Genomic DNA, 25,740 nt, shown 5'->3' with positions numbered 1-25,740 from the left:
TAGCTGCGGCGCGTCACACATTGCGGCGTGCGACGAGTCCGGTGTCTTCGCGGCCCGGTGCGATCGCGTCAGAACATGTACCGCCGCATCGACACACTCAGTAGCAACCCCAGCCCGACCAAATTCGCCAGCATTTGGGATCCGCCGTACGAGATCAGGGGCAGTGGCACTCCGATCACGGGAGCCAGGCCCAAGACCATCGCGATGTTGATGAGAGCGGGCCACAACAACATCGAGACGACGCCGATCGCGAGCATCGCTCCGAAGCCGTCCTTCGAGTTCGCGGCGATCGCGAGGCCCCACAGCAAGAGCACCGCGTAGAGGCCGAGCACGGTTGCACTGCCGGCGAAGCCCCACTCCTCGGCGATCACGGAGAACGCGAAGTCCGAGTGCTGGGTGGGCAGGAACTGGCCTCGATTCTGCGGGCCTTCGAGCCAACCTTGGCCGGTGAGGCCGCCCGAGCCGACGGTGATGCGCGACTGAATCGCCTGATAATCGGTGCCGAGCGAATCGCCGCTGCCCGCGTTCACGAACGAGAGCACGCGCTCTCGCTGATACGGCTTCAGCGCGACGTTCCAGGCTCCCACTGCGCCGGCGACGGCGAGCGCGACGATCAGCGCCCAGGTCTTCCACGGCAGCGACACGAACAAGAAGTACGTCGCGCCGATGGCGAGCGTGAGCACCGCCACGCCGGTGTCGCGCTGCAGGATGATGAGGCCCACCGGTACCGCGAGGATCAGCAGCGGTAGGAAGAGATCGAGCAGGCGCCGCATCTCGCCGGGCGGATGCCGGTGGAAGTAGCGCGCCATCATCACGATCAGGCCGAGCTTCGCGAACTCCGCGGGCTGAACGGACGCGGGCCCGATGCGCAGCCACGACTTGTTGCCGCGGATCTCGGTGCCGAACGCGATCGTGGCCGCGAGCGCGAGCAGCACGAGCGCATAGAGAAACGGCGCGATGCGCTCGAGACGCCGGTAGTCCATCGCGACCATCACGACGAGCCCGACGAGGCCGAGCATCAGGGCCGCGAGCTGCGTCTTGAACTCGCTCGCGACGCCGACCGCGGGCGGCGGCAGCGGCTGCGTGGTCGAGAACAGGTTCACGAGGCCCACCGCGACGATGAGGAGGATCAGCGCGAGCAGCATCCAGTCGAAGTGCTGGAGCGAGCGGCGGTCGATGGAGATCACGTGCCCTCCCCCGCCGCCGGGGCTGGCGTGTTGTTAGGCCCGACCTGCTGCGCGGTGCGCGTCGGCGGATTCGCAGGCGGCGGCTTCGGCGCGTCCGGGAGCGGGCTCATGCCCTTCTTCTGGAAGTACTTGGCCATGATGCGCTGCGCGATCGGCGCCGCCGCGCTGCTGCCGTGCAGGCCGTGCTCGACGAACACCGCCACGGCAATCTGCGGATCGTCCGCAGGCGCGAAGGCGGCGAACCAGGCGTGGTCTCGGAAGCGCACGGGGATCTGCAGCTCCTTGAGGCCGCGCAGCTTGTCGAGGCTCACGACTTGCACCGTGCCGGTCTTTCCGGCGACGCGAACGCCCGGCACGCGCGCGCGGCCGCCGGTGCCGCCGGGAACTTCGACGACCGCCGTCAGGCCATCGCGCACGATCGCGAGCACTTCTTGCGACACGGTCGACGTGCCGCGCTGCTCGGGCTCGAACTCGCGCACCGTCTTCCCGTCGCGATCTTCGAGCCGCAGCACGAGGCGCGGCTTCATCACGCGCCCGCCGCTCGCGATCGCGGCGTACGAGACGGCGAGCTGGATCGGGGTGTAGGCGTTGTAGCTCTGCCCGATCGACGCCGAGATCGTCTCGCCCGCGTACCAACGCTCTTTGAAGCGCTCGAGCTTCCACGCGCTGCTCGGATTGATCCCGCGCGACTCGTTCGGGAGATCGACTCCGGTCGCGACCCCGAGCCCGAGCCCCGCGGCGTGCTTCGCGATGCGATCGATCCCGAGCTGCGAGCCCACGGTGTAGAAGTAGACGTCGCACGAGCGCTGCAGCGCCGTGATGACGTCGACGCTGCCGTGTCCTTCCTTCTTCCAGCAGCCGAAACGCCTGCCACCGAAGTAGTAATAACCGGGGCAGTACACGCGGGTGCCGCGATCCGCGACGCCCTCGGCGAGCGCGGCCGCCGCCATGACCGCCTTGTGCACCGAGCCGGGCGGGTAGTGATTCTGCACCGCGCGATTGCGCAGCGGCTTCCACTCGTCGCCCGTGAGCGCGCTCCAGACGTCGCTCTGAATGCGCGTCGCGAACACGTTGGGGTCGTAGGTCGGCGACGACGCCATCGCGAGCACGTCGCCGGTGCGCACGTCGAGCGCGACTGCGGCGCCCATGCGATACGGCTGGCCGTCGGCGGGCTCCGCGAGGCCGGCCTCCGCGATCTCCTGGAGATCGCGGTCGAGCGCCAGCACGACGCGCCCGCCGAGCTGCGGCGGCGACTCGCGCAGCTGCTCGATCTCGCGGCCCGCGGCGTCGACCACGACCTGCCGCTTACCGATCTCGCCGCGCAGATGCGGCTCGAACCTCGCCTCGAGCCCCGTCTGTCCGATCACGTCGCCTTGGCGATAGCTCGCGTACTCGGCGCTCTCGAGCTGGCGCGCCTGAATCTCGCCGAGCGTTCCCAACAAGTGCGCCGCGAGCCGTCCGCCCGGATAGAAGCGGCGCGATTGCTCGAAAGTCTCGACGCCGGGCAGCGCGTAGCCGTGCGACTCGACACGCGCGAGGCGATCCCAGTCGAGATCGTCCACCAGCGTGACGGGCCGGAAGCGCGCGAGGCCCGTCGACGGGCCGACCCTCGCGTCGAGCTCCGCGGCATTCGCGCCGATCAAGCCCGCGAGCGCGGCGAAGGTGCGCTCTCGATTCGCGATATCGTTGGGGATCACGCGCAGCGCCCGCGACGGACGCCACGTCGCGACGACGCGCCCTTCGCGATCGAGCACCTCGCCGCGCGGCGCGTCGAGGTCGACGATGCGCACCGAGTTCTTCTGCGAGCGCTCGCGCAGCACCTCGCCTTCCACCACCTGCAGGTGGAAGAGGCGCATCGCGAAGCCACCGAACACGAGCACCACGACCGCCGCCGCGAGCCGCAGCCGCCCCTCGAGCGAGGCGCCGGTCGGGGTCGCGAGGTGCGCCATCAGAGCACCGGCCGCTTCGTCTCGAGGCGCATCTCGCGGCGCGCATCCGCATCGCCGCCCGCCAGCGCGACCACGCGGCGCGCGAGCGCGAGCACGAGCGGCGCCGCGAGTGCGCTGGCGAGTGCGCGCGCGCCGACCTGCAGCAGCGTGTCGCGGTCCGGCGTGAAGCCGCCGAGGAAGTACTGGATCAGCGCAGCGGAGCCGGCGGCGTCGGCCACGGCGACGGCGAACGCGAAGGCCGCGAAGGGCAGCGGCCGTAACAAGTCGAACTGCCCGATCACGAGCCGCACGGCCGCGTACTCGAAGAGACGCAGGAACGCGTGCTGACCGAGCAGCGCACCCGAGAGCGCGTCGGCGCCGAAACCGAGCGCGGCGCACCCGAGCAGGCCTGCGAGCGGACCCAACAAGAGCGCTGCCGCGATCGCGAAGAGCAGCGAGAGCTCCGGGACCAGGCCGGCGGGAAGCTGCGCGAGCAGCGCGGCCTCGACCGCGAGGCCGACCACTCCTGCGGCGAGCAGCGCGAGCGCCTCCCTCACGGCGCGGCCGCCACGTCTGCAGGCGCGTCTTCCGCTGCGTCGCCGTCGCCCTCGTAGAGCAGGCGCATCGAGGGTCCGCGCTCGAGCAGCACGAACGCGGTTTCGAGCTCGCCGAACTCCACCGCGGGCGCGACGCGCGCGGTGTGCACGAGCTCGCCCGTGCGCGCGTGCACTTCGGTCACGACGCCGACGCGCAGGCCTTTCTGGTAGACGCCGCCGACGCCCGAGGTGAGCACTTGGTCGCCTGCCTTCACGTCCGCGCCGCGCATCAAGAACTCGAACTCGAGCGAGGCGGTGCCGGTGCCGCGCACGATGCCGAGCGCGCGGCTGCGCTCGATCACCGCGTCGACGGCGGCGCGCCGATCGACGAGCAGCATGGTGCGCGACGCGCTTCGCGCCGTCGCCGTGACGAGCCCGACCAAACCGCGATCCGAGACGACGGGCATTCCGGAGCGAACGCCCGCACTTCGGCCCCGGTCGACCAGCAGCGAGCGGAAGTACGGCGATACGTCCTGCCCGATCACGCGCGCGGGCATGAGCTGCGCTGCGAGCTCGCCGCGCAACGCCGCGACGCGCGCGAGGTTGCCGCTGTCTACGAGCGCCTCGCGCAGCTGGAGATTCTCCTCCTCGAGTGCGCGCACGCGCCCGCGCAGCGCATCGTTCTCACGCCCGACCTCGACGAGCGCGACGTACTCCTTCCAGCTCGACTCCGCGCGCTCGAACGGCCAGCGCACCGCGCGCTGCACCGGCTGCGACGCTTCGAGCAGGAGCGAGAGCGGCCAGGGCGCGTCGACACGTTCGCCGCGCGCGGCGCGTTGGTCGCCGATCATGAAGAACGTCGTGAGCAGAACCAGCGCCACGAAGACGAGCGGCAGCCGGATCCGACGAAAGAAGTCGCCCATGTCCTCCCCAACGCGGGGGGCGTCGGGAACGCGAAAACCGCGAAGAGGTTTAGCTCACGCTTCGCGCTGCGAAGCGGCCTGCGTCACGCACCCGGCGCGAAAAATCCGCGATGACGCGCCAAACGTGCTGCTTGGCGCGCGCTCAGCTGCGAATGCTCACTTCGTGCAGCAGGTCGATGTTGTCGAGGCACGCACCGGTCCCGAGGCATACCGCCGTGAGCGGGCTCTCCGCGACCATCACCGGCAGGCCCGTCGCCTCGCGGAGCAGCACGTCGAGGTTTCGCAGCAGCGAGCCGCCGCCGACCATCACGATGCCCTTGTCGACGATGTCGGCCGCAAGCTCGGGCGGCGTGCGCTCGAGAGCGACCTTCACCGCCTCGACGATCGCGTTCACCGGCTCCTGCAGCGCCTCGAGCACTTCGTCCGACTTGATCGTGAGCGTCTTCGGCACGCCGGCCACCAGATCGCGGCCCTTGATCTCCATCGTGCGCAGCTCGGCCGTCGGGTACGCGGTGCCGATGCCGATCTTGATCGCCTCGGCAGTGCGCTCGCCGATCAGCAGGTTGTAGCGGCGCTTCACGTAGTTGATGATCGCGTCGTCCATCTTGTCGCCGCCGACGCGCGTCGAATTCGAGTAGACGATGCCGGCGAGCGAGATCACCGCGATGTCCGTCGTGCCGCCGCCCACGTCGACGATCATGTTGCCGGAGGGCTCGGTCACGGGGAGCCCCGCGCCGATCGCCGCGGCCATCGGCTCCTCGATCAGGAAGACCTGACTCGCGCCCGCGGATTGCGCGGCCTCGCGCACTGCGCGCTGCTCCACCGGCGTGATGCCCGACGGCACCGCCACGACGATGCGCGGCCTAACAAATGTCGAGGAGCGGTTGTGCACGCGCTTGATGAAGTACCGCAGCATCTCCGCGGTCACGTCGAAGTCGGCGATCACGCCGTCCTTCATCGGGCGCACCGCGACGATGTTGCCCGGCGTACGCCCGAGCATCTCCTTCGCTTCTTCCCCGACCGCCTTCACCTTGTCGGGACCGCGTCGGTCCTTCATCACGGCGACGACGCTCGGCTCCGAGACGACGATGCCCTTGCCCTTGGCGTAGACGAGCGTGTTTGCGGTCCCGAGGTCGATGGCGAGATCGCTCGAGAACCAGCCGAGGATTCGCTTGAGAGGCACCTGAAGCTCCTTCGGACCGGCGAGGTTTTTCCTCTCGTGCGAAAGCGGGGCGACTCTATCAGCCCCTCGGGAACGCAACAACGAAAAACCCGTGTTTCCGTTGCTGTAGACCCTCCCTCTTCTACCTTGCGCCGCCCCAAACGCCGTGTGTCGCGGCTCATCACGGAGAACTTTCGATGCTCGACGTTCTGCGCCGCGGCCAGCGCTGGATCATGCCGGCGATTCTGGTCGGAATCGGGGTCCCGTTCGCCGTCTACTTCGGCGCCCAGGGCACCAACACGGGCCCGATGCCCGGCGCGGGCAACGCCATCGAGCTCGGCGACCGGCGCGTCACGACCCTCGAGCTGCAGCGCGCGATCGACCAACAGCTCTCGCAGTACCGCAGTGCCCTCGGCGCGCAGTTCGACGAGAAGGCCGCGATGCCTTTCATCGTGAGCCAGGCGGCCTCGGGCGTTCTCCGCACCACGCTGCTTGCGCACGTCGGCGAGGGCATGGGGCTCGGCGTGAGCGACGACGAGCTGCGCGCCTTCGTCGCGGCGCAGTCCTGGTCGAAGAACGAGGCCGGGCAGTACGACCCTGAGCAGGTGAAGACGGTGATCGAGCAGAACTTCGGCTCGCAGCTCGCGTTCAACCGCCAGCTCTCGGACGATCTCCTCGCAGCGAAGACCGCGCGCCTGATCGAGGCGAGCGTGGCCGTGTCCGATGCCGAGACGCGCGACGCAATCCGCTACGGACGCGAGGAGGTGCAGATCCTCGCCGTGCGCCTCGACGGCGCGACGCCGCGCGCGGACCTCGACGTGCCCGAAGAGGCGGGCAAGGCGCTGCTCGCGAAGGACCCCGAGCGTGTGCGCAAGGCCGTCGAGGAGCGCCGCTCCGAGCTCGACACGCCCGAGCAGGTGAAGGCGCGACACATCTTGGTGTCGCTCGCGGCGGGCTCGGACGAGACGACCAAGGCGGCCGCGCTCGCGAAGATCGAGGCGGCGCAGAAGCGCGTGAAGGCGGGCGAGGACTTCGGGGCCGTTGCGAAGGAAGTCAGCGAGGACCCGGGCTCGAAGGAGGCGGGCGGCGATCTCGGTTTCTTCGGCCGCGGCGCGATGGTCACGGAGTTCGAGACGGCCGCGTTCGCGCTGGATGCTGGCGAGCTCTCCGAGATCGTGGAGTCGCCCTTCGGCCTGCACTTGATCAAGGTGGAGGAGAAGCGTCCCGCGGTGACGATGCCGTACGCCGAGGCGAGCGCGAAGGTGGCGCAGGAGCTCGCGCGCACGGATGCGGCGGCGGGCGTCGCGAAGGCGGATGCGGATGCGCTCGCGGCTGCCGTGAAGGGCGGGAAGTCGCTCGAGGAAGCGGCGCGCGAGAAGAACCTGCCGATCCTTCGCCCCGCAGCGTTCCGGCGCAGCCCGGAGGGGTTCGTTCCTGAGGTCGGCGCGTCGACGGATCTCATGACCGCGGCGTTCGCGCTCACGAAGGAGAAGCCTTCAGACGCGACCGTCCACACGCTCGGCGAGAACAGCTACGCGCTGATTCAGCTGGTCGACAAGAAGGGGCCGACGGACGCCGAGGTCGAGGCGGCCGTTGCGACCGAGCGCCAGCGCGTGCTCGAGGAGCGACGCCGTGCGGTCGAGAGCGCGTGGCTCGAAGGCGAGCGCAAGCGCCTCGAAGCGCCGCGCTGCCTCGTCGGCGAGTGGCTGTGCATGCCCGCGCCGCTGCGCGTCGATCTCTCCGCGTTCCTCGACGATCCGATCGATGGCGCGAGCCCGAGCGCGTCCTAACAAGCGCAGGGCCGAGACGAGAACGCCCGGCTCGGAGCGATCCGAGCCGGGCGTTGCCTTCTAGCGAGCGATCGTCAGACGCCGACGACGTCCTGCACGAACGCCTCGAGGCGCAGGCGATTCTCCGAGTTGCGGAGCTTCGCCAGCGCGCGCGCTTCGAGCTGGCGTACGCGCTCGCGCGAGAGGCCGAGCTTGCCGCCGATCTCTTCGAGCGTGTGCTCGCGCTCGCCCTTCAGGCCGAAGCGCCAGCGCAGGATGTTGCGCTCGCGCTCGCACAGCTGAGCGACCGAGAGATCCGCCGCCTCTTCGAGGCGGAAGTGGTCGAGGCCGTTCGCGGGCGAGATCGGATTCGGGTCGGCGACGACATCCTTCACCTTCTTCGAATCCGTGCCCGGCACTTCCTTCTCGAGGCTCACCGGCTCGCGCACCATGCGCTGCAGCTGTTCCGCGCGCTCCTCGTCGATCTTCATCTCGTTCGCGATCTCGAGCGTGGTCGGATCGCGGCCGAGCTTCTTCTCGAGCGCGTTGTACGCGCGGTAGTACTTGAGCAGCGTGTCGTGCACGTGGCTCGGGATGCGGATCGTGCGCGAGTGATTCTGGATCGCGCGGATCAGCGCCTGCCGAATCCACCACACCGCGTAGGTCGAGAACTTGTGACCGCGCTGGTACTCGAACTTCTCGACCGCGCGGATCAGGCCGATGTTGCCTTCCTGGATCAGGTCCTGGAAGGCAATGCCCATGTTCCGGAAGTCCTTCGCGATCGCGACCACCAGCTTGAGGTTGTGCTGAACGAACACGTTCTTCACTTCCATCAAGTGGTCCCAGTGGTACTCGATGCGGCCGACCACCTCGAGGAACGCAGGCGGCGCCATGCCGAGCTCGCGCTCGAACGCCGCGAGTTGCTGCTCCGCGCGATGCGCGTCAGCCTTGCGGCGCTGCTTCGCGGTGTCGCTCATCGCAGCCGCCTTCTTCGCGTCGAGCGGCGCAGCGCGGCGCGTGGCTTGGGCGACTTCAGACTTCTTCTCGAGCAGCGTGCGGCGCATGCGGCCGAGCAGGTGCATCGAGAGCTCCAGCTCCTTCAGCAGCCGCGCGGCGCGCTTGTTGTGCTTCTCGACGAGCGCGGCGTCGCCCGCCGCGAGCGCCTCTTCGCGCTTGCGCAGCAGCGTGTGCGCGCGGCCGAGCATCGCGTCGACCTTCGCACCGAGGTCCTCGCCTTCCGGCGAGCCCGAGCCGAACTGCTCGCACATCTTGCCGGTCGCGCGGCCCTCTTCCTTGAGGTTCAGCCAAATGCGGACCGCTTCGAGAGCCGTCCACGGAATCGCGAGCAAGCCCTCGCGGAATCCGAGCACCGACGCCTCGATCTCCTTGGCGAGAAGGACTTCCTCTTCCTTCCCGAGCGTCTTGATCTCGGCGATGTCCTTGAAGTACGACACGAGCGCGCCGCGCTCGCCCGAGCGCTGCGATTCGCTGTTCGTGTTCGAGCGCGACGGGTTGATCGGCACGCCGCCGACGCTCCGCACGTTCTTCACTGCCGCCGCATCGGTCTCCTGACCGAGCTCGTGGTCGGGCGCGATCTTGCGCCACGTCGCACGGCGCTGCGCCGACATGGAGAAGTCGATCTTGTTCTCCACCTTTGCTCCTGTTGTTAGGGCCCTGCCTGCCCTCGTTGCGGTCCCGCCGTTCTTCGCGTGCAGGCCATGTGCTCTTTTCCGTCGGGGCGCGCCGTGCTCGGCAACGCCGCGACGTCGCGGGCGGACGTCCCGCCTGCGACCGGAGGTGCGAGGTCGTGTCGATCTCTTCCGCGGTTGCACTCGGCAGCGCTTTCGACGCGCTGCGCCAAAGTTGCAACTTCCTTCCGGACTAGCGGTTTTTTCTCGACTTTTGCCCGACTGGAGGGAGTCGAATGACGCCTCCCACCTCCGAACGGGCGGCAGCGTATGACGCCGTGACGCAAAAGCCAATAGCGATCAATTCGCAATTTAATCTTTTTGATTCATTCACTTCTCGGATGATGTGCCCACAACTCGAGGTCGCTTTGACGCGCTGCGACAAACGGGGCAGCTCGCTGCACCGCGTCAGACCGATCGGCCGATCGGGGCCCCTGCCCCACTGGTCGCCGCCTTGACCGGCGCGTGGACGGCCTGGAGGTGGCCTACGCGAAGCTCGCCTTCCGATGCCGGATCAGCTCCATGTACTCGGAGCGAGTCTTGGGATCCGACTGAAACAGGCCCTTCAGCGAGCTCGTGATTGCGAACGCGTTCTGCTGCTCGACCCCGCGCATCATCATGCACAGGTGCACCGACTCGGTGACGACCGCGACGCCCTTCGGTGCGAGCACCTTCTCGATCGTCTCGGCGATCTGCATCGTGAGCCGCTCTTGGACCTGCAGGCGCCGCGCGAACATCTCGACCAGCCGAGGAATTTTCGAGAGGCCGACGACCTTCCCGTTCGGGATGTAGGCGACGTGAGCGCGACCGAAGAACGGCAGCAGGTGGTGCTCGCACAGGCTGAAGAAGTCGATGTCCTTGACGAGCACCATCTCGTCGTAGGTCACGTCGAAGAGCGCGTTGTTCAGGATCGTGACCGGATCCTCGGCGTAGCCCTTCGTGAGGAACCGGTACGAGCGCGCGACTCGATGCGGCGTGCGCTCGAGGCCGTCGCGGTCCGGGTCCTCGCCTAGCCCTTCGAGAATCCCGCGGACGTACTTCTCCAGCGGATCAGGCTCAGCCATCGGGGGGACCTCGGGGCGATTGGGGCGGCGGACTGTACCTCGCCTCAGTAAGTGCGCAGGAGACCGCGAACGATGCCGCTGATCTCGACTTCGCTCGCGGGCAGCTCCATCGGGCGGTACGCGGGATTCGCGGGCTCGAGGATCACCTTCGGGCCGCGGCGGTAGAAGCGCTTCAGCGTCGCCTCGCTGCCGCGCACGAGCGCGACCACCATCTCGCCCTTGCGCGCCTCGTGCGCGCGCTCGACGACGATCTGGTCGCCGTCGCGAATCTGCTCGTCGATCATCGAGTCGCCGCGCACGCGCAGCACGAACGTCTCGCCGCGCCGCCGCACCATGTCGGCGGGCACCGTCACGCGCTCCGATTGCTCGAACACCTCGATTGGCGAGCCCGCGGCCACGCAGCCGAGCACCGGCAGCTCGATCATCGTCGGCGCCGCGGGCCGCTCCTCCACCGCCTCGAGCGAGCGCGAGCTGTTCGCGACTTTGCGCACGAAGCCCTTCTCGACGAGCAGCTCGATGTGGCGATGCACGGTCGCCACCGAGGTGAGCCCGAACTTCGCGCCGATCTCCTCGAGGCTCGGCGAGTAGCCGTGCGTTCCGACGAAATCGCGGAGGTAGTCGTAGATCTCGCGCTGTCTTCGCGTCAGCACCGCCATCGGCGCGCTCCTTCGCTGGAGATTCGCTCGGACGCTAACCGAGGATTTCGCCGGGCACAGCCGCAACTCCGCGATTCCGTTGACCGAGTTCGGCCTCGCGATAGAGTGCGCCCGCCTTTTGGCAATCTGGCGTGTCGAGTGCCAACCAAAGCAGTCGCCGCCGGATCCGCGGTTTCCGCGCAAGGGCGCGGCCGCAACTCGAATCGCGTCGCATTTCGCGCGGCGCCCCTCCGGAGGACTCTCGCAATGAAGATTCGACCCCTTGGCGACCGCATCCTGATCAAGCGCGTCGACGAGGAACAGAAGACCGCGGGCGGGATCATCATTCCCGACACCGCGAAGGAAAAGCCCCAAGAGGGGCGCGTCGTCGCCGTCGGCAACGGCAAGGCAGGCGACGACGGCAAGGTGCGCCCCCTCGACGTGAAGAAGGGCGACCGCGTGCTGTTCAGCAAGTACGCCGGCAGCGAGGTCAAGCTCGACGGCGAAGAGCACATGATCATCCGCGAAGAGGACGTGCTCGGCGTCATCGAGTAGTCCGCTCGCCGTAACAACTCCCTCCCACTGATTAGGAGCCACACATGGCCAAGGAAGTGAAGTACGACCAAGACGCGCGGGCGAAGCTGCTCGCGGGCGTGAACGGCCTCGCGAACGCGGTGCGCGTGACGCTCGGGCCGAAGGGCCGCAACGTCGTGATCGAGAAGAGCTGGGGCTCGCCCACCGTCACGAAGGACGGCGTCACGGTCGCGAAGGAAGTCTCCTTCGAGGACAAGTTCGAGAACATGGGCGCGCAGATGGTGAAGGAAGTCGCCTCGAAGACGAGCGACACCGCCGGCGACGGCACCACCACCGCCACCGTGCTCGCGCAGGCGATCTTCCGCGAGGGCAGCAAGCTCGTGGTTGCGGGCATGAACCCGATGGAGCTGAAGCGCGGCGTCGACAAGGCCGTCGTGACGCTCGTCGAGGAGCTGAAGAAGCTCAGCAAGCCCACGCGCGACAGCGCCGAGATCGCGCAGGTCGGCACCGTCTCCGCGAACGGCGACGACGCCATCGGCAAGATGCTCGCCGAGGCGATGGAGAAGGTCGGCAAGGAAGGCGTGATCACCGTCGAGGAAGCGAAGTCCATGGAGTCGACCCTCGACGTGGTCGAGGGCATGCAGTTCGACCGCGGCTACATCTCGCCGTACTTCGTGACCAACACGGAGAGCATGGAAGCCGAGCTCGACGACGCGCTGCTGCTCCTCAGCGAGAAGAAGATCAGCGCGATGAAGGACCTGCTGCCGGTGCTCGAGCAGGTCGCGCGCGGCGGCAAGCCGCTCGTGATCGTGGCCGAGGAAGTGGAAGGCGAGGCGCTCGCGACGCTCGTCGTGAACAAGATCCGCGGCACGCTGAACGTGTGCGCGGTGAAGGCGCCCGGCTTCGGCGATCGCCGCAAGGCCATGCTGCAGGACATGGCGATCCTCACCGGTGGGCAGGTCATCAGCGAAGAGCTCGGGCTCAAGCTCGAGAACGTGACGATGAAGGACCTCGGCCGCGCGAAGAAGGTCGTCGCGGACAAGGACAACACCACGATCATCGACGGCGCGGGTGCGAAGAAGGCGATCGAGGGCCGCATCGCCGAGATCCGCGGCCAGATCGACAAGACCACGAGCGACTACGACAAGGAGAAGCTGCAGGAGCGGCTCGCGAAGCTCGCGGGTGGCGTTGCGGTGGTGAAGGTCGGCGCCGCGACCGAGACCGAGATGAAGGAGAAGAAGGCGCGCGTCGAGGATGCGCTCCATGCGACCCGCGCCGCGGTGGAAGAGGGCATCGTGCCCGGCGGCGGCGTCGCGCTCATCCGCGCGCAGGCCGCGCTCGACGGGCTGGAGAAGGACCTCTCGCCCGAGCAGGCCGCCGGCGTCTCCATCATCCGCCGCGCGATCGAGGAGCCGCTGCGCCGCATCAGCGAGAACGCTGGCGTCGAAGGCTCGATCGTGGTCGACAAGGTGAAGGGCGGGAAGGGTGCGTTCGGCTTCAACGCCGCGACGGAGACCTACGAGGACATGATCAAGGCCGGCGTCATCGACCCGACCAAGGTCGTGCGCTCGGCGCTGCAGAACGCGGCCAGCGTGGCCTCGCTGCTGCTGACCACCGAGGCGATGATCGCCGACAAGCCCGAAGAGAAGGAAGCGGGCGGCGGCCACAGCCACGGCCCGGCCGGCGGCGGCATGCCGGGGATGATGTAACGGCCCTCGCGGCCGAGCCCGGCGAGCGGATTCGGCTGGCTGGCGAGGCGCGCAAGCGAAGCCGTATTCCTCATACGGCGAGCGCGGCGCAACGAAGCCAGACAGACGAAGCCGCCGCCCGGCCGGCGGCGGCATGCCGGGGATGATGTAGGTCGCCCCAGTTCTGATGGAAGGCCCGGGAGGCGCGAGCTTCCCGGGCCTTCACTTTTCGGGGCTCGCCCGGGCGCGCGAGCTCGGACGCCACGCAACGCGGCGGTGCGCCCGAAGGCGCGCGCGGCGTTCAAGCCGCGCCCGCGCTCCGACGAAACGCACTGTTTGGAGGAGTGCGCGCGTGGCGGAGCTACCCGAACGCTCGCTCGCCGAGCTCACAGCGCGATTTGCCGAGATGGGCGTCGAGGTGACGCCGCTTCCCGGCGGCCGCACGTTGCGCGGCAAGCTGCGCCTCTCGCTCGAGCCTTTCGCCACGCTCGCCGGCGCGAAGCGCTTCGAGTCGATCTCGTTCAGCGCGGTTGGCACCACGCACATCAAGTGTCTCGCGCCGCTGCCGTTCTTCTTTCTCCCGATGATCGCGCTCGGCGGCTGCGGCTCCGCGAGCGAGCTGGAAGCGCGCGTGCGTGGGGCATGGGCGGCGCGTGAGCGAAACCTGCGCATGGCGGCGCGCCGCCTCGACGCGCTCGGCATCGCGTACACGCCCGAATCCGGCGCGCAGGTGCTGGCGTTCTCGCTCGGGCACGAGGACGCGCTCGCCGCCGCGCGCGCGATCGAGCCGAATCGCGTCGTGCTGCCGGGCCGCGGCGCGCTCGCGTCATTGCGCTGCACGGCTCCGGAGCAGCGCGTCGCGCGGCTCGACGCCGCGTGGAGTGGCGCCTCCGACGCCGAGCTCGCGCTGTCGCAGCGCCTCGACAGCCTGCGCGATCGTCTCGCTGCCGCACCGGCGCCGCTGATCACGCCCGTGCGCGCGCTCCCGCACCGCCTCGCGCGCCCGCCGGCGGCGGAGCGCCAGCCACGCGCCGGTGCGCGCGTGCTGCTGGTCGGCCCGCACCTCGGACGCAACGCTGCGCTCGCGCGGCGCCTCGAGCAGGCGGGCCTGCGCGTGCGCAGCGATTTCACGGCGCACGATGCGCTCGATGCCTTCCGCGCCCACAGCTACGAGCTCGTGTTCGCCGACACGCATCTCGGCCGCTCGGAGGGCATCGAGCTGCTCTCGGATCTGCACGCGCTGCCTGGCGTCGAGGAGCTGCCGGTCGTGCTCGTCGACGACCACGTGCGCGAAGCCGTGCGCGAGGCCGCGCGCGGTGTCGGCGCTTCGGGCTACCTCGTGCATCCGCTCGATCCCGAAAAGATCGCTCCGGGCGCGCTGCGCCTGCTCAGCTCGCGCGCGAAGCGACGCTTCAGCCGCCTCGACTGGCGGCTCGGCGTGCGACTCGCCGACGGGCGCGGCGCGTTCACGACGTCGGTTGCTCGGCTCGGCGCGTTCATCGGCGCGAGCTGGCGCGACCCGCTCGACGAAATCCGCCAATTCCAGATCGAGCTGCCCGAGCTCGGGCGCACGCTGAGCGTCGAAGCCGAAGCCGTCTACCGCTTCGACGCGGTTGGAGCGCGCGGCGCCGGTGTCGGCGTTCTCTTCCGCGGCTTTGGCGAGCGCGATGAAGCCGACTGGATCAACTACCTGAGCGATCTCTTCGGCAGCCCGATCGCGCGCGGCACGCGCAGCGAATGAGCTAGGCGCGCGAACCGCGCCGCGAGAGCGCGAACGGCGCTAGGAAACGCGCGCGCGCGCCTGGACGATGTCGCTCTCCATGATCGTCTTGCGCTTGTCGGCGACCGCGAGCGCGTGCGCTTCGCGAGCGAGGCGGGCGATGTAGTCCTCCGCAGCGGCGACCGCTTTCTCGATGGCGTCGCCGGAGACGCGCATTCCGTCTCCGTGCTTCGACAGAAGTCGCTTCACGACTGCGTTGGGTAGGTCGGACACGTTGCCCTCCAAAGTGGCGCGCACTCTACGAGCGGCGGCTTCTCATTGTCAACGCGAGAAGCGCGGCGTCTTCGGCGTCGCGAATCACGCGCGCGAGCGCGACACCGCGCGCCTGCGCGATGCGCTTCGCGTCGTCGTACTCGGCCGACGCGCTCGCCTCGCCGCTCGCGCCGAATGCGAGCTTCACCCGAACACGGCCGTGCGGCGTGCGCGCCGTCACGACCTCGCGCGGCAGCACGAGCCGCTCCGCATCCTGCACGCGCACGCCGAGGCTGCCCGTTTCGCGCAGCACGAGCTGCGCGAGCTCGGCGCGGTTGTGCGGCGGCGCGATCACCGTCAGCGCAAAGCCGGGGCGGTTCTTCTTCATCTGCGCGTGCTGGAGCGCCACGTCGAGCGCGCCCGCGGCGAGCAGGCGCTCGAGGGCGAGGTCGAAGTGCTCGGGCACGAGATCGTCGAGGTGCGCCGTAATCACTGAGACGGTGTCGCGCTGCGAGCCGCCGCTGCGCCCGAGCACGGCGCGAACGACGTTCGGCATCGGACCCGGCCGATCGTTGCCCGCCCCGTGGCCGATCGCGTCGATCGTCATCGCCGGCAGCGCGCACCACTCGTCGACGCTCGCGCGCAGGATCGCCGCTCCCGTGGGCGTGACGGTCTCCCACGCGACCGGCGCGGGCACGACCGGCGCGCCCCGTAACAACTCGAGCACCGCCGGCGCGGGCAGCGGCAGCCGCCCGTGCGCCATGTCGAGCGCGCCGTGACCGAGGGCGACCGGCGACGCCGTCACGCGCTGCACGCCGAGCAGCTCGAGCCAGAGCGCAGCGCCCGTCACGTCGACGATCGCGTCCACTGCGCCGACCTCGTGGAAGTGCACCTTCGCGACCGAGATGCCGTGCACGCGCGCCTCGGCTTGCGCGAGCGCGCCGAAGATCGCCTGCGCGCGATCTCGCACCGCCGGCGCGAGCTTCGCGCGATCGAGCAAACGCCGAATCTCGTCGTAGCCGCGGCCGTGCGCGTGAGGATGGAAGTGCGCGCGGTCGTGGTCGTGGTCGTGGTCGTGGTCGTGAGAATGATCGTGCGAGTGATGCGCATGTGCATGCCGATGACGCACGCGCTCGTGATGAGCGCGGCGCTTCTCACCTGGCACGCGCACCTCGACGTAACGCGCCGCGAGCGCCCCGCGGCGGACTCGCGTCACACGCAGCGCGTGGGCGACGCCGAGCCCCGCGAGCCCGGCCGACAGCTCGCGCTGCGGCAGGCCCGCGTCGAGCAGCGCGCCGAGGAACATGTTGCCCGCGATGCCCGAGAAGAGATCGAGGTGCAGCACGCGCTGCGGGCGCGCGGCGCCGTGTCCCGGTGAAGTCACGCGCGCCCGCAGCGCCTTCCCGCTTCGCTTCTTGGCAGCCACGTCAGGCCCGGTTGATCAGCGAGGCGACCACCGCGGCGCCGAAGCCGTTGTCGATGTTCACGACCGTCACGTTCGACGCGCAGCTCGACATCATCCCTAACAACGCCGCGAGTCCACCGAACGACGCGCCGTAGCCGATGCTCGTCGGCACCGCGATCACGGGCCGCGCAACGAGGCCGCCCACGACCGACGGCAGCGCGCCCTCCATGCCCGCGATCACGATCAGCACGCGCGCGGCGCGCAGCGCCTCCGACGCCGCGAGCAGGCGGTGCAGCCCGGCGACGCCGACGTCCGCGATCAGCTCGACCTTGTTGCCGAGCACGCGCGCCACCGCCGCCGCCTCGCGCGCGACCGGCAGGTCCGCCGTGCCCGCACACACGACGCAGATCGTGCCCGCGCCGGTGATGGCGACCTCGGCGGGCCCGTACCAGAGCAGGCGCGCGCCCGCGTCGTACTCGCCGCCCGGCTCGCGCGCGAGGACCTCGTGCGTGGCGTCCCGCTCGACGCGCGTCACGAGCGCATGCTGGCCCGCGCCGCGCAGCGTGCGCGCGATCGACGCGATCTGCTCCGGCGTCTAGCCTAGCCCGAAGACCACCTCGGGCATGCCCTGGCGCAGCGCGCGGTGCGTGTCGACGCGTGCGTGCTCGCTCGTCACGAACGGCAGCTGCGCGAAATGCTCCAGCGCGTCGTCGGTCGAGAGCTCGCCGGCCTTCACGGAGTCGAGCAGCGCGCGGAGTCGTTCGGCGTTCATGCGGCGCGCGAACTTATCACGCGGCCACCGCCTCGACTCCGCTCGGATTCGCCGCGCGCCCGGCGACGGGAGGAATCTCGAGATGGGTTCTAGGCGCCGAGCTCGCTGGGCGCGTACGCGAGCAGCACTTCGTGCCCGGTCGCGCGATCACGCAGCGCGATCTCGATCCGCAGCACCGGGCGCTGGCTGGCGTTCGCAGCCACCTGAGCGATGAAGGCCGCGGGCGCGCCCGACGTCTCGAGCTGCGGCACCGAGATGAGCACGCTCTCGCCGAGCATCTGCCCGAGCGCGGTCGCGAAGTGCGAGGCTGCGATGTTCGCGACCTCCTGGAGCGCCGACTGCGCCTGCGCCTCGATGCTCGCGTTCTCGCCGAGGAGCGCATTGAGCAGCGCGTCGCGGCTCGCTGGCGGCCATAACAACCCGAGCACGCCGCCGAGTCCGCCCTGCACTTCGAAAATCACGCCGCTGCACTCCGAGGCGTCGGCCCCGCCGAGCTGCGCGAGCGGCGCGTCCAGCTCGCCTGCCTCGAGCACGCGCGCGCGCGGCACGCGCATCTCCCACGCGCGCCCGAGCAGCGCGGCGAACGCGCCCGCTGCGTGGCCCGCGCCGATGCTCGTGAGCTCGCACAGCCGGTCGATGCGGCGCGCGCTCGCTGCGTCGTGATTTGCGAGCTGCGTCATGCGAGCGGCCCGAGATCGAGCAGGAACACGGGCGCACCGTCCGAGAGCACCGTGAGCCCCGCGAGCCCGCGTGCGCGCGCGAGCAGGCGCGGCAGCGGCTTCACGTAGATCTCCTGCTGACCGTGGAGGCGCTCCACGACGAGGCCGATCTGCTGCTCGCGCACGTCGACGATCACGAGCGGCGCGACCCCAGCGCGGCGGCGCTCGCCGAGGCCGAGGCGCTCGGCGAGATCGATCACGAGCATCGGCGCGTCGTCGACGATCGCGAAGCGCTCGCGGCCAGCATCTTCGATGCTAGCGGTGTCGAGCTCGACGACGCGCTCCACCTTCGAGATCGGTAGACCCACGATCTCGCCCGCGACCACTAACAACAACATGCGCTGCACGGCCGCGGTCACCGGCACCAGCAGCAACGTCGTGGTGCCGAGGCCGGGCTGCGAGGCGAGCTCGACGCCGCCGCCGAGCGCCTCGATGGTCGCCTTCACCGCGTCCATGCCGACGCCGCGGCCGGAGATCTTCGAGACTTCCTGCGCGGTCGAGAGCCCGGGGCGGAACACGAGCGCCGCGATCTCGTCGGGCGGGAGGTCGTCGGCGAGGTCCGCGTGCAAGAGCCCCGCCTCGACGGCGCGGCGCTTCACGCGCTCGAGGTCGATGCCCTTGCCGTCGTCGGAGACCGCGATGCGCACGTGATCGCGTTCGCGGCGCGCCTCGATCACGATGCGGCCCGCGGGCGGTTTGCCCGCCTGCGTGCGCGCGCTCGGCGACTCGAGGCCGTGATCGACGGCGTTGCGGACGAGGTGAACGAGCGGATCGCCGAGGCGGTCGAGAATCGAGCGATCGAGCTCGAGCTCCGCGCCGCGAATCTCCACCTCGACCTGCTTGCCCAGCTCGCGCGCGAGCTCGCGCGCCGTGCGCGGCAACGGCTCGACCACGCGCTGGAGCGGCGCGGTGCGCATGCCGAGCGCGCGGCGCTGCAGGTCCGCGACCACGCGGTCCATGCGATCGAGCCCCGCCGCGAGCTCCGCGGACGCGCCGCGCTCGCGCTGCGCCATGCCGCGCAGCTGGCTCGACGACAGCACGACCTCGCCGACCGAGGAGATGAAGCGATCGAGCATCTCGACGCGCACTCGCAGGGTCGGCGGCTGCGCGCCGGACGGCACCGCGACTTGTGCTTGCGTTGGCGGCCTCTCGGGCGGCGCGGCGGCCTCGGCTACGGGCGCCGCGCTGACGATTTTTTTGGCGGCGACTCGTTCGGCTCGGTCGCCGTCCCTGATAACTCGGCGATCAGCGCAGGATCGGCGGCGGGCGGCTCCCCCGTCGCGCGCAGCGCTGCCACCATGCGCTCGAGGCCCTCGAGCGCGCGGAACAAGAGCGCGCTCGCCCGCGCGTCGACGGCGCCGGCCGCGCGCTGCGCGGCGAGCAGGTCCTCGAGCTTGTGTGCGAGCTCGGTCGGACCCTGATAGTCGAGCGACGCCGCCATGCCCTTGATCGAGTGCGCCATGCGGAACGCTGCGTCGATGGCTTCCGCGTCGGCGGCGTTCTTCTCGAGCGCGAGCAGCGCGCGCGAAAGCTCCGCGAGGTGCTCGGTCGCTTCCTCGAGAAAGAGCGCGCGGTACTTGGCTAGATCCATCTTTTCCGAGCTCCGCTCGGCTGGCCTCGCTGCGCGCCGCCTACACCGCTTGCGCGGTACTCGGCGGCTTGCCGCTCACGACGACCCGCGAGGCGCTGAAGGGCACGGAGGTTCCAGGAAGGAGGAGGGGAGGGTTGAGCACGTGCGCGTGGCGCCGCTACGCGGCCTTCTCCACCACCTTCGCGAGCGTCGCGATCACGGCGTCGGGCTTGAAGGGCTTCACGATGAAGTCCTTGGCGCCGGCCTGGATCGCCTCCATCACGAGCGTCTCCTGACCGAGCGCGCTGCACATCACGATCGTGGCGGTCGCGTCCTCGGAGCGGATCGTGCGCACGGCGTCGATGCCCGATCGCTTGGGCATCACGATGTCCATCATCACGAGGTCCGGCCGCAGCTTGCGGAACTTGTCGACGACTTCGACGCCGTCGGACGCCTCGCCCACGACCTCGTAGCCCTCCGGCTCGATGATGTCGCGGATCATCTGACGCATGAACGATGCGTCGTCTGCGATGAGAACCCTCTTCATTGCGCCTCCCCCTGCGGCTTTGCGCCGCTCATCGACTCTTCGACCCTCGCGAGCGCGCAGGCGAGCAACCTGCGCGGATCGATCACGCTCATCACGCGGCCTTCGTGCTGGCGGCGCTCCGCCACCGGGCTCTCGCCGCGCGCGATCTTCGCCTCACCGGCCACGAGACCGACGATGCGGTCTACGGGCAACCCGTAGCGATCCGGATCATCGGCGTCGCCCGCGAGCACCAACAAGCGCGTGGGCGAGCTCGCGCCCGCGAACTCGAGCAGCCCGCCGCCGAACACTACGGGCAACGCGTCGCCGTGGTGATTCACCACGCCGAAGCTCCCGCGCGGCAGCATCGGCACCGGCGCGATGCGCGCGGCCTCGGCGACTTCCACCACGCCCGAAATCGGTAGCGCGAACAGCGCGCCGCCGAGCTCGAACGCGAGCATGCGGCTCTCGTCTGCGGCGCTCATCGCGCGGCTCCGCTGCGCGAACGCACGGTCGCTTCACCCAGCTCGCGCGCCACGACGGCCAGCTCGTGCGCTCCCGCCACCAGCTCCGCGATCGTCTCGAGCTGCTGCTCCGCGCTGCCCGCGACGAGGTCGACGCTCGCGACGTTCTCGCCCGAGACGCCCGCGACTTCGCTCACCGCCGCGACCATGCGCTCGGCGCCCTGCGCCTGCACGTCGGCCTGCTCGAAGATCTCCTCCGCACGCGTCGAGGCCTCGCCCACGGCGGCGCGAATCTGCTCGAGCGAGTGGAAGATCGTGTTCACGTCGTCGCGGCCCTCGGCGATCACCTGGCCCGATTGGCGCATCTCGTCGGCGACGCTGCGCGTGCCGCTCTCGATCTCGCCCACGAGCTTCGAGATCTCGTCGCCGCTGCGCTGCGCGCTCTCGGCGAGCTTGCGAATCTCGTCTGCGACCACCGCGAAACCGCGACCCGCCTCGCCCGCGCGCGCCGCTTCGATCGACGCATTCAGCGAGAGCAAGTTCGTGCGCGACGCGACGCTCGTGATCAGCTCCGTGATCTGGTGCACGTGGCGCGTCTTCGCTTCGAGATCGAACACCAGCTTGCCCGCGTGCTCCATGCGCTCGAACACGCTGCGCATCTTCTCGATCGCGAGGCGCGACACGTCTACGCCCGCGTTCGCCTTCTGATTCGCCTCGGCCGCGAAGCCGAACGCCTCGCGCGCGCGCGACGCGTTCGCCTCGATCGCCGACGCGATCTCCGCCGACAGCCGCTGCACGTCCGCGAGCAGCTGCTTTTGATTCGCGCTGCCCTTCGCGAGCCCGTTCGCCGTCTCGGCGATCTCGCGCGCACTTGCGTCCGCGCGCTTGCCGCCCTGCGCGAACGACTCGACCGAACGCTGCATGCGCTCCGCCAGCGCCTGCGACTGGCCGGAGAGCGCGCGCAGCCGCTCGCCGAGCTGCGCCGCCGCCACCGCGAGCTCGTGCGCTTCATCCTCGATCGGCGGCGCTGCCGGCATCGCGTCGAGCGCCACGTAGTCCCCGCGCACTGCGCGCTTCGCCAGCTTCGCCGCCTCACTCGGTTCGCCCAACAAGCGCCGCGCGAACGCGACGCCCACGCCCGCGCCGATCACGACCGCGAGCGAGTGCACGAGCACCGGGCTCGCAGGCAAACCCACGGAAGCCGCGAGCGGAGGCACGATCAGCGCCGAGCCCGCAGCGGCTACCGAACCGAGCGCAAACTTGTGGACGAGGGAGAGACGCACGGGCGATTCATCGGCATTGCCGATGCCGGGCTTGACGCCCGAAGCCGAAGCGATTCCGGACGCTTGGCGCCCCTCCCCGCGCGGGGGATGCGCGGCCCCGCTTCAGCTTCGATCGGCCGCGCGAAGGCGCCTCAGTAGTGCCGGAACCCGCCGGCCCCGAGCCCTTCCGGCAACCCGAGCACCGCCGCCCGCCCCGCCTCGATCCGCCCGATCTCGGTCACGCGCACGCCGAGCCTTCGCGACAGCAAACCCGTTTTCGCCGCGCCGCCGCGCGCGGTGAACAGCAGCTCGTAGTCCTCCCCACCCGCGAGCGCGAGCGCGAGCGGATCGCGCCGCACCCGCGCACACGCCTTGGCAAACCCGGACGGCGTCGGAATCGCGGCGACCTCGAGCCGCGCCCGAACACCCGACGCGCGGCACACGTGCATCAGATCCGCCGCGAGCCCGTCCGACACGTCGATGCACGCCCCCACGCCACGCGTCCGCGCCAGCGCGATTCCCGCCCCGATGCGCGGAACCGCGGCGCGCGTGACGCGCTTCCGCGCGCGGTCCAGCGCGGCGCCGCCGAGCGTGCCGGTAACGAACACTCGGTCCCCCGCACGCGCCCCGCTCCGTAACAACCCCCGCCCCGCGCGAACCGCCCCGATGGCCGTGATCGCGACGCTCACCTCCGACGCGCGCGCGAGATTCCCACCCACGAGCGGGCAATCGAGCTGCGCCGCGACATCGAGGAGCCCGCGCGCAATCCCGAGCGCCCGCGCCAGCTCCAAGCTCGGCGGCGCCGCCAGCGCGACGACGAACCCCAGCGGCCGCGCTCCCGTCGCCGCGAGATCCGACAGATTCGCGACGAGCGCGCGCCGCCCCGCGGTGCGCGCCGACTCCTGCGCAAAGTCGAAGTGCACACCCTCGACCAGCGCGTCCGTCGTGACGACTACCTGCTCGCCCGCGCGCACCCGCAACAGCGCCGCGTCATCTCCGATCCCGAGCGCGACCGACGGCAGAGCCCGCGACCCAAAGGCGCGTCGACTCAGCGCCTCGATGCGCGCGATCAGCCCGAACTCTCCCACGTCACGAATCCGCGTCTTCACGCAAACCACGGTACCCGCACCAACTCGAACCGACGCAAGCCTCGAACCCAAGTGAATCTCCCCCGGCCCCAATGGCCGGCGGAGATTCACCCGCGTCTCCTCCCAGCCCGCGCCGAGAGCCTCTTCGAGTCCACCCCAGCAGCCGCGCGGAGGCGGGGGTCGCAGAGCGAGTGCCCGGGCGTGGGCGCGCTCACGCTCGGCTGCATCGCGCCAAAATCCTCGGTCGGCGCACGGCAACACCCAGACGCGCCCACGCGGCCGAGCGGCGCGAGCCCCCGCCGCAGCGCGGCTGCTGCCCGCGCGAGAGACTCTTCGGCCGGCGAGTCTTCGAGGCCGGCCGATCTTCTCCTACCGCCGCCCTCTCGCCTTCACGCTCGCCACGTGCCCCCGCGTGGCTACGCGCATCGGCTCTCGCTTCGTCTTCTTCCGCGCACTCGGGCTGCGCTCGAGCGCGTGCTCCAGCACTTCATCCATGTGCGCCACACCCACGAACTTCATCTTGCGCGCGAGCTCCTTCGGCACCTCGCGCAAGTCTTCGAGATTCTTCTCCGGCAGCAGCATCGTCGTGATGCCCGCGCGCAGCGCCGCGAGCGCCTTCTCGCGCACGCCGCCGACGGGCAGTACGCGTCCGCGCAGCGTGACCTCGCCCGTCATCGCCACGTTCGGCCGAACAGGAATCCCGGTCGCGATCGACGCGAGCGCAGTCGCCATCGTGACGCCCGCGCTCGGGCCGTCCTTCGGAATCGCGCCGGCCGGCACGTGCACGTGCAGCTCGCGACGCGAGAACAGGTCCTCGTCGACGCCGAACTCGCTGAGCCGCCAGCGCACCCAGGTGAGCGCCGCCTGCGCCGACTCCTTCATCACGTCGCCGAGCTGGCCCGTGAGCACGAGGCCGCGCCCGCGCGTCATGGTCGACTCGATGCGCAGCACGTCGCCGCCCGCCTCGGTCCACGCCAGGCCCGTCGCGACGCCGATCTCCGGCACCGCGCTGGCGAGGGTCTGCTCGTGGCGCGCGGGCCCCAAGAACTTGCTCAGCGTCTTCGGCTCTACGCGCACCACCTTCGTGTCGCCCTCGGCCGCGCGCCGCGCCGCCTTGCGGCACACCGCAGCGACCTTGCGCTCGAGCTCGCGCACGCCCGCCTCGAACGTGTAGTCCGTGACCATCGAGCGCAGCGCCGGCTCGCTCCAGCGAATGCGATCCGCGGGCAGGCCCGCCTCCTCGGTCTGGCGAGGGATCAGGTACGAGCGCGCGATGTCGAGCTTCTCCTCCGGCGTGTAGCCGGGCACGCGCACCACTTCCATGCGATCGCGCAGCGGCGCGGGCACGCGCTCCAGCACGTTCGCCGTGGCGATGAAGAACACTGCGGAGAGATCGAACGGCACGTTCAGGTAGTGATCGCTGAACTTCGAGTTTTGCTCGGGGTCGAGCACTTCGAGCAGCGCCGCGCTCGGATCGCCGCGGAAGTCGGCGCCGAGCTTGTCCAGCTCGTCGAGGATGAAGAGGGGATTGCGCGTCTTCGCGTGCTTGAGTCCCTGCAGGATGCGGCCCGGCAGCGCGCCCACGTAGGTGCGCCGGTGCCCGCGGATCTCGGCCTCGTCGCGCACGCCGCCGAGCGACATGCGCACGAACTCGCGGCCCATCGCGCGCGCGATCGAGCGGCCGAGTGAGGTCTTGCCGACGCCGGGCGGGCCGGAGAGGCAGAGGATCGGGCCGCGCGAATCTTGGCGGAGCTTGCGCACGCCCAGGAACTCGAGGATGCGCTCCTTGATCGTCTCGAGGTGCGCGTGGTCTTCGTCGAGAATCTGCTTCGCGCGCTTCAGGTCGAGGCGATCGGGCGAGAGCTTCGACCACGGCAGCTCGCACATCCAATCGAGGTAGCTGCGGACCACCTGCGCCTCGGGGCCGTCGGGGTGCATGCGTTCGAGGCGGCGCAGCTGGCGCAGCGCCTCTTCGCTCGCCTCGGCGGGCAGGCCCGCTTCGTCGAGCTTCTGGCGGTACTCGCTCACTTCTTCGCCGCGCTGATCCGTCTCGCCCAGCTCGGTCTGGATCGCACGCAGCTGCTCGCGCAGGTAATGCTCGCGCTGCCCGCGCGACATCTCCTCTTTCGCCTGCGACTGAATCTCCGCCTGCATCGAGACGATCTCGAGCTCGCGCCGTAACAAGGCGTCGACTCTGCGCAGTCGCGCGAGCGGGTCGATCGCTTCGAGCACCTCCTGCGCTTCCGAGAGGCGCAGGCGCAAGTTCGACTCGATCAGGTCCGCGAGCCGGCCGGGCTCGTGGATGTTCGCGGTGATCGACAGGATCTCGGGCGGCAGGTTCTTCAGCGGCAGCAGCTCTTCGACGTGGCTGCGCACGGTGCGCCCGAGCGCTTCGGCCTCGGGGCTCCAGTCACCGTCCTCGTCCGGGATCACGCTCAGCTGCGCCCACTGCGCGGGCTCGTTCTCCACGAACGACTCGACGCGCGCTTTCGCGATGCCCTGCACCAGCGCCTTCACGCGGCCGTCCGCCATGCGCAGCGTTCGCATCACCATCGCCACGGTGCCGACGCGATGCAGGTCGTCGGGGCCGGGGCTCTCGAGCTCGGCATTGCGCTGCGCGAGCAGCAATAACAAGCGGTCGCCCGCGAGCGCGTCCTCGATCGCCGCGACGCTCTTCTCGCGCGTCACGAACAGCGGCATGACCATGTACGGGAACACCACCGACTCGCGCAGCGGCAGAATCGGCAGCTCGCCAGGAATCTCGAAGTCGCCAGCGGGACGTCGGGTCATTTCGCTGCGTTTCGACGCTGCGAGTGCGCCACTTGACGGGAAACGAGTCAGTCGGCGCTCG

General features: G+C 70.1%; 22 protein-coding genes and 1 pseudogene. 4 read left to right on the top strand and 19 right to left on the bottom strand.

Annotation, left to right across the window (positions count from 1 at the left end; all coding sequences use genetic code 11):
- Positions 1-68: 68 nt before the first annotated feature.
- The 5 genes from rodA to FJ091_06150 all read right to left on the bottom strand — a co-directional run bounded on the left by rodA (position 69) and on the right by FJ091_06150 (position 5,742).
- Positions 69-1,187 carry a rod shape-determining protein RodA gene (gene rodA, locus FJ091_06170; protein ID MBM4382939.1) on the bottom strand — a complete coding sequence of 373 codons (1,119 nt, stop codon included), beginning with the start codon at positions 1,185-1,187 and terminating at the stop codon, positions 69-71.
- Entirely contained in the window at positions 1,184-3,136 is a 1,953-nt protein-coding gene (mrdA, locus tag FJ091_06165; GenBank protein ID MBM4382938.1) for a penicillin-binding protein 2, read from the bottom strand. The genes rodA and mrdA overlap by 4 nt, the downstream gene beginning before the upstream one ends.
- Positions 3,136-3,672, bottom strand: a complete 537-nt coding sequence (gene mreD, locus FJ091_06160; protein MBM4382937.1) for a rod shape-determining protein MreD — start codon at positions 3,670-3,672, stop codon at positions 3,136-3,138. The genes mrdA and mreD overlap by 1 nt, the downstream gene beginning before the upstream one ends.
- Positions 3,669-4,574: a rod shape-determining protein MreC gene (gene mreC, locus FJ091_06155; protein MBM4382936.1), complete on the bottom strand. Its 906-nt coding sequence runs from the start codon at positions 4,572-4,574 to the stop codon at positions 3,669-3,671. The genes mreD and mreC overlap by 4 nt, the downstream gene beginning before the upstream one ends.
- 142 nt (positions 4,575-4,716) lie before the next feature.
- Entirely contained in the window at positions 4,717-5,742 is a 1,026-nt protein-coding gene (locus FJ091_06150; GenBank protein MBM4382935.1) for a rod shape-determining protein, read from the bottom strand.
- 191 nt (positions 5,743-5,933) lie between these two features.
- On the opposite strand from FJ091_06150, the gene FJ091_06145 reads away from it, so the two are divergent.
- Positions 5,934-7,526: a peptidylprolyl isomerase gene (locus FJ091_06145; protein MBM4382934.1), complete on the top strand. Its 1,593-nt coding sequence runs from the start codon at positions 5,934-5,936 to the stop codon at positions 7,524-7,526.
- A 74-nt stretch (positions 7,527-7,600) separates the two neighbouring features.
- On the opposite strand, the gene FJ091_06140 is transcribed toward FJ091_06145, so the two are convergent.
- The 3 genes from FJ091_06140 to lexA form a co-directional block, all read right to left on the bottom strand.
- On the bottom strand, positions 7,601-9,157 hold the full coding sequence (locus FJ091_06140; protein MBM4382933.1) for a sigma-70 family RNA polymerase sigma factor: 1,557 nt from the start codon (positions 9,155-9,157) through the stop codon (positions 7,601-7,603).
- A gap of 521 nt (positions 9,158-9,678) precedes the next feature.
- Positions 9,679-10,257: a GTP cyclohydrolase I FolE gene (folE, locus tag FJ091_06135; GenBank protein MBM4382932.1), complete on the bottom strand. Its 579-nt coding sequence runs from the start codon at positions 10,255-10,257 to the stop codon at positions 9,679-9,681.
- Between the two features lie 44 nt (positions 10,258-10,301).
- Positions 10,302-10,913 carry a transcriptional repressor LexA gene (gene lexA, locus FJ091_06130; GenBank protein MBM4382931.1) on the bottom strand — a complete coding sequence of 204 codons (612 nt, stop codon included), beginning with the start codon at positions 10,911-10,913 and terminating at the stop codon, positions 10,302-10,304.
- A gap of 246 nt (positions 10,914-11,159) precedes the next feature.
- Here lexA and groES point away from each other — a divergent pair, with 246 nt between their 5' ends.
- From groES to FJ091_06115, 3 genes are all read left to right on the top strand, one after another.
- Positions 11,160-11,447, top strand: a complete 288-nt coding sequence (gene groES / locus FJ091_06125) for a co-chaperone GroES (protein ID MBM4382930.1) — start codon at positions 11,160-11,162, stop codon at positions 11,445-11,447.
- Positions 11,448-11,491: 44 nt separating this feature from the next.
- Positions 11,492-13,135 (top strand): chaperonin GroEL, encoded by a 1,644-nt coding sequence (gene groL / locus FJ091_06120; protein MBM4382929.1) that lies wholly within the window; start codon positions 11,492-11,494, stop codon positions 13,133-13,135.
- A gap of 331 nt (positions 13,136-13,466) precedes the next feature.
- On the top strand, positions 13,467-14,855 hold the full coding sequence (locus FJ091_06115) for a response regulator (protein MBM4382928.1): 1,389 nt from the start codon (positions 13,467-13,469) through the stop codon (positions 14,853-14,855).
- 39 nt (positions 14,856-14,894) lie between these two features.
- Here FJ091_06115 and FJ091_06110 read toward each other — a convergent pair whose 3' ends face one another.
- The 11 genes and pseudogenes from FJ091_06110 to lon all read right to left on the bottom strand — a co-directional run bounded on the left by FJ091_06110 (position 14,895) and on the right by lon (position 25,679).
- Positions 14,895-15,107: an NFYB/HAP3 family transcription factor subunit gene (locus FJ091_06110; GenBank protein MBM4382927.1), complete on the bottom strand. Its 213-nt coding sequence runs from the start codon at positions 15,105-15,107 to the stop codon at positions 14,895-14,897.
- Positions 15,108-15,132: 25 nt separating this feature from the next.
- Positions 15,133-16,512 (bottom strand): nickel pincer cofactor biosynthesis protein LarC, encoded by a 1,380-nt coding sequence (larC, locus tag FJ091_06105; protein ID MBM4382926.1) that lies wholly within the window; start codon positions 16,510-16,512, stop codon positions 15,133-15,135.
- A 1-nt stretch (position 16,513) separates the two neighbouring features.
- Positions 16,514-17,263 (bottom strand): annotated as a pseudogene (larB, locus tag FJ091_06100) (nickel pincer cofactor biosynthesis protein LarB).
- 89 nt (positions 17,264-17,352) lie between these two features.
- On the bottom strand, positions 17,353-17,943 hold the full coding sequence (locus FJ091_06095) for a chemotaxis protein CheC (protein ID MBM4382925.1): 591 nt from the start codon (positions 17,941-17,943) through the stop codon (positions 17,353-17,355).
- Positions 17,940-19,103 (bottom strand): chemotaxis protein CheW, encoded by a 1,164-nt coding sequence (locus tag FJ091_06090; protein MBM4382924.1) that lies wholly within the window; start codon positions 19,101-19,103, stop codon positions 17,940-17,942. The genes FJ091_06095 and FJ091_06090 overlap by 4 nt, the downstream gene beginning before the upstream one ends.
- 50 nt (positions 19,104-19,153) lie before the next feature.
- Positions 19,154-19,573 (bottom strand): Hpt domain-containing protein, encoded by a 420-nt coding sequence (locus tag FJ091_06085; GenBank protein ID MBM4382923.1) that lies wholly within the window; start codon positions 19,571-19,573, stop codon positions 19,154-19,156.
- 157 nt (positions 19,574-19,730) lie between these two features.
- Entirely contained in the window at positions 19,731-20,099 is a 369-nt protein-coding gene (locus FJ091_06080) for a response regulator (protein MBM4382922.1), read from the bottom strand.
- The gene (locus FJ091_06075; protein MBM4382921.1) at positions 20,096-20,560 is read right to left on the bottom strand and encodes a chemotaxis protein CheW; all 465 of its coding nucleotides are present in this window, start codon (positions 20,558-20,560) and stop codon (positions 20,096-20,098) included. Before FJ091_06075 ends, FJ091_06080 begins: the two co-directional genes overlap by 4 nt.
- Positions 20,557-21,822, bottom strand: a complete 1,266-nt coding sequence (locus FJ091_06070; GenBank protein MBM4382920.1) for a hypothetical protein — start codon at positions 21,820-21,822, stop codon at positions 20,557-20,559. Before FJ091_06070 ends, FJ091_06075 begins: the two co-directional genes overlap by 4 nt.
- Positions 21,823-21,953: 131 nt before the next feature.
- Positions 21,954-22,910 (bottom strand): thiamine-phosphate kinase, encoded by a 957-nt coding sequence (gene thiL / locus FJ091_06065; protein MBM4382919.1) that lies wholly within the window; start codon positions 22,908-22,910, stop codon positions 21,954-21,956.
- Between the two features lie 348 nt (positions 22,911-23,258).
- Positions 23,259-25,679, bottom strand: a complete 2,421-nt coding sequence (gene lon / locus FJ091_06060; GenBank protein ID MBM4382918.1) for an endopeptidase La — start codon at positions 25,677-25,679, stop codon at positions 23,259-23,261.
- Positions 25,680-25,740 lie beyond the last annotated feature (61 nt).

This window comes from Deltaproteobacteria bacterium (assembly GCA_016875395.1).
In the GTDB taxonomy this organism is placed as follows: Bacteria; Myxococcota_A; UBA9160; order UBA9160; family UBA6930; genus VGRF01.
The sequence above is the reverse complement of the archived record's forward strand: the minus strand, read 5'-3'. Positions and strand labels throughout refer to the sequence as shown.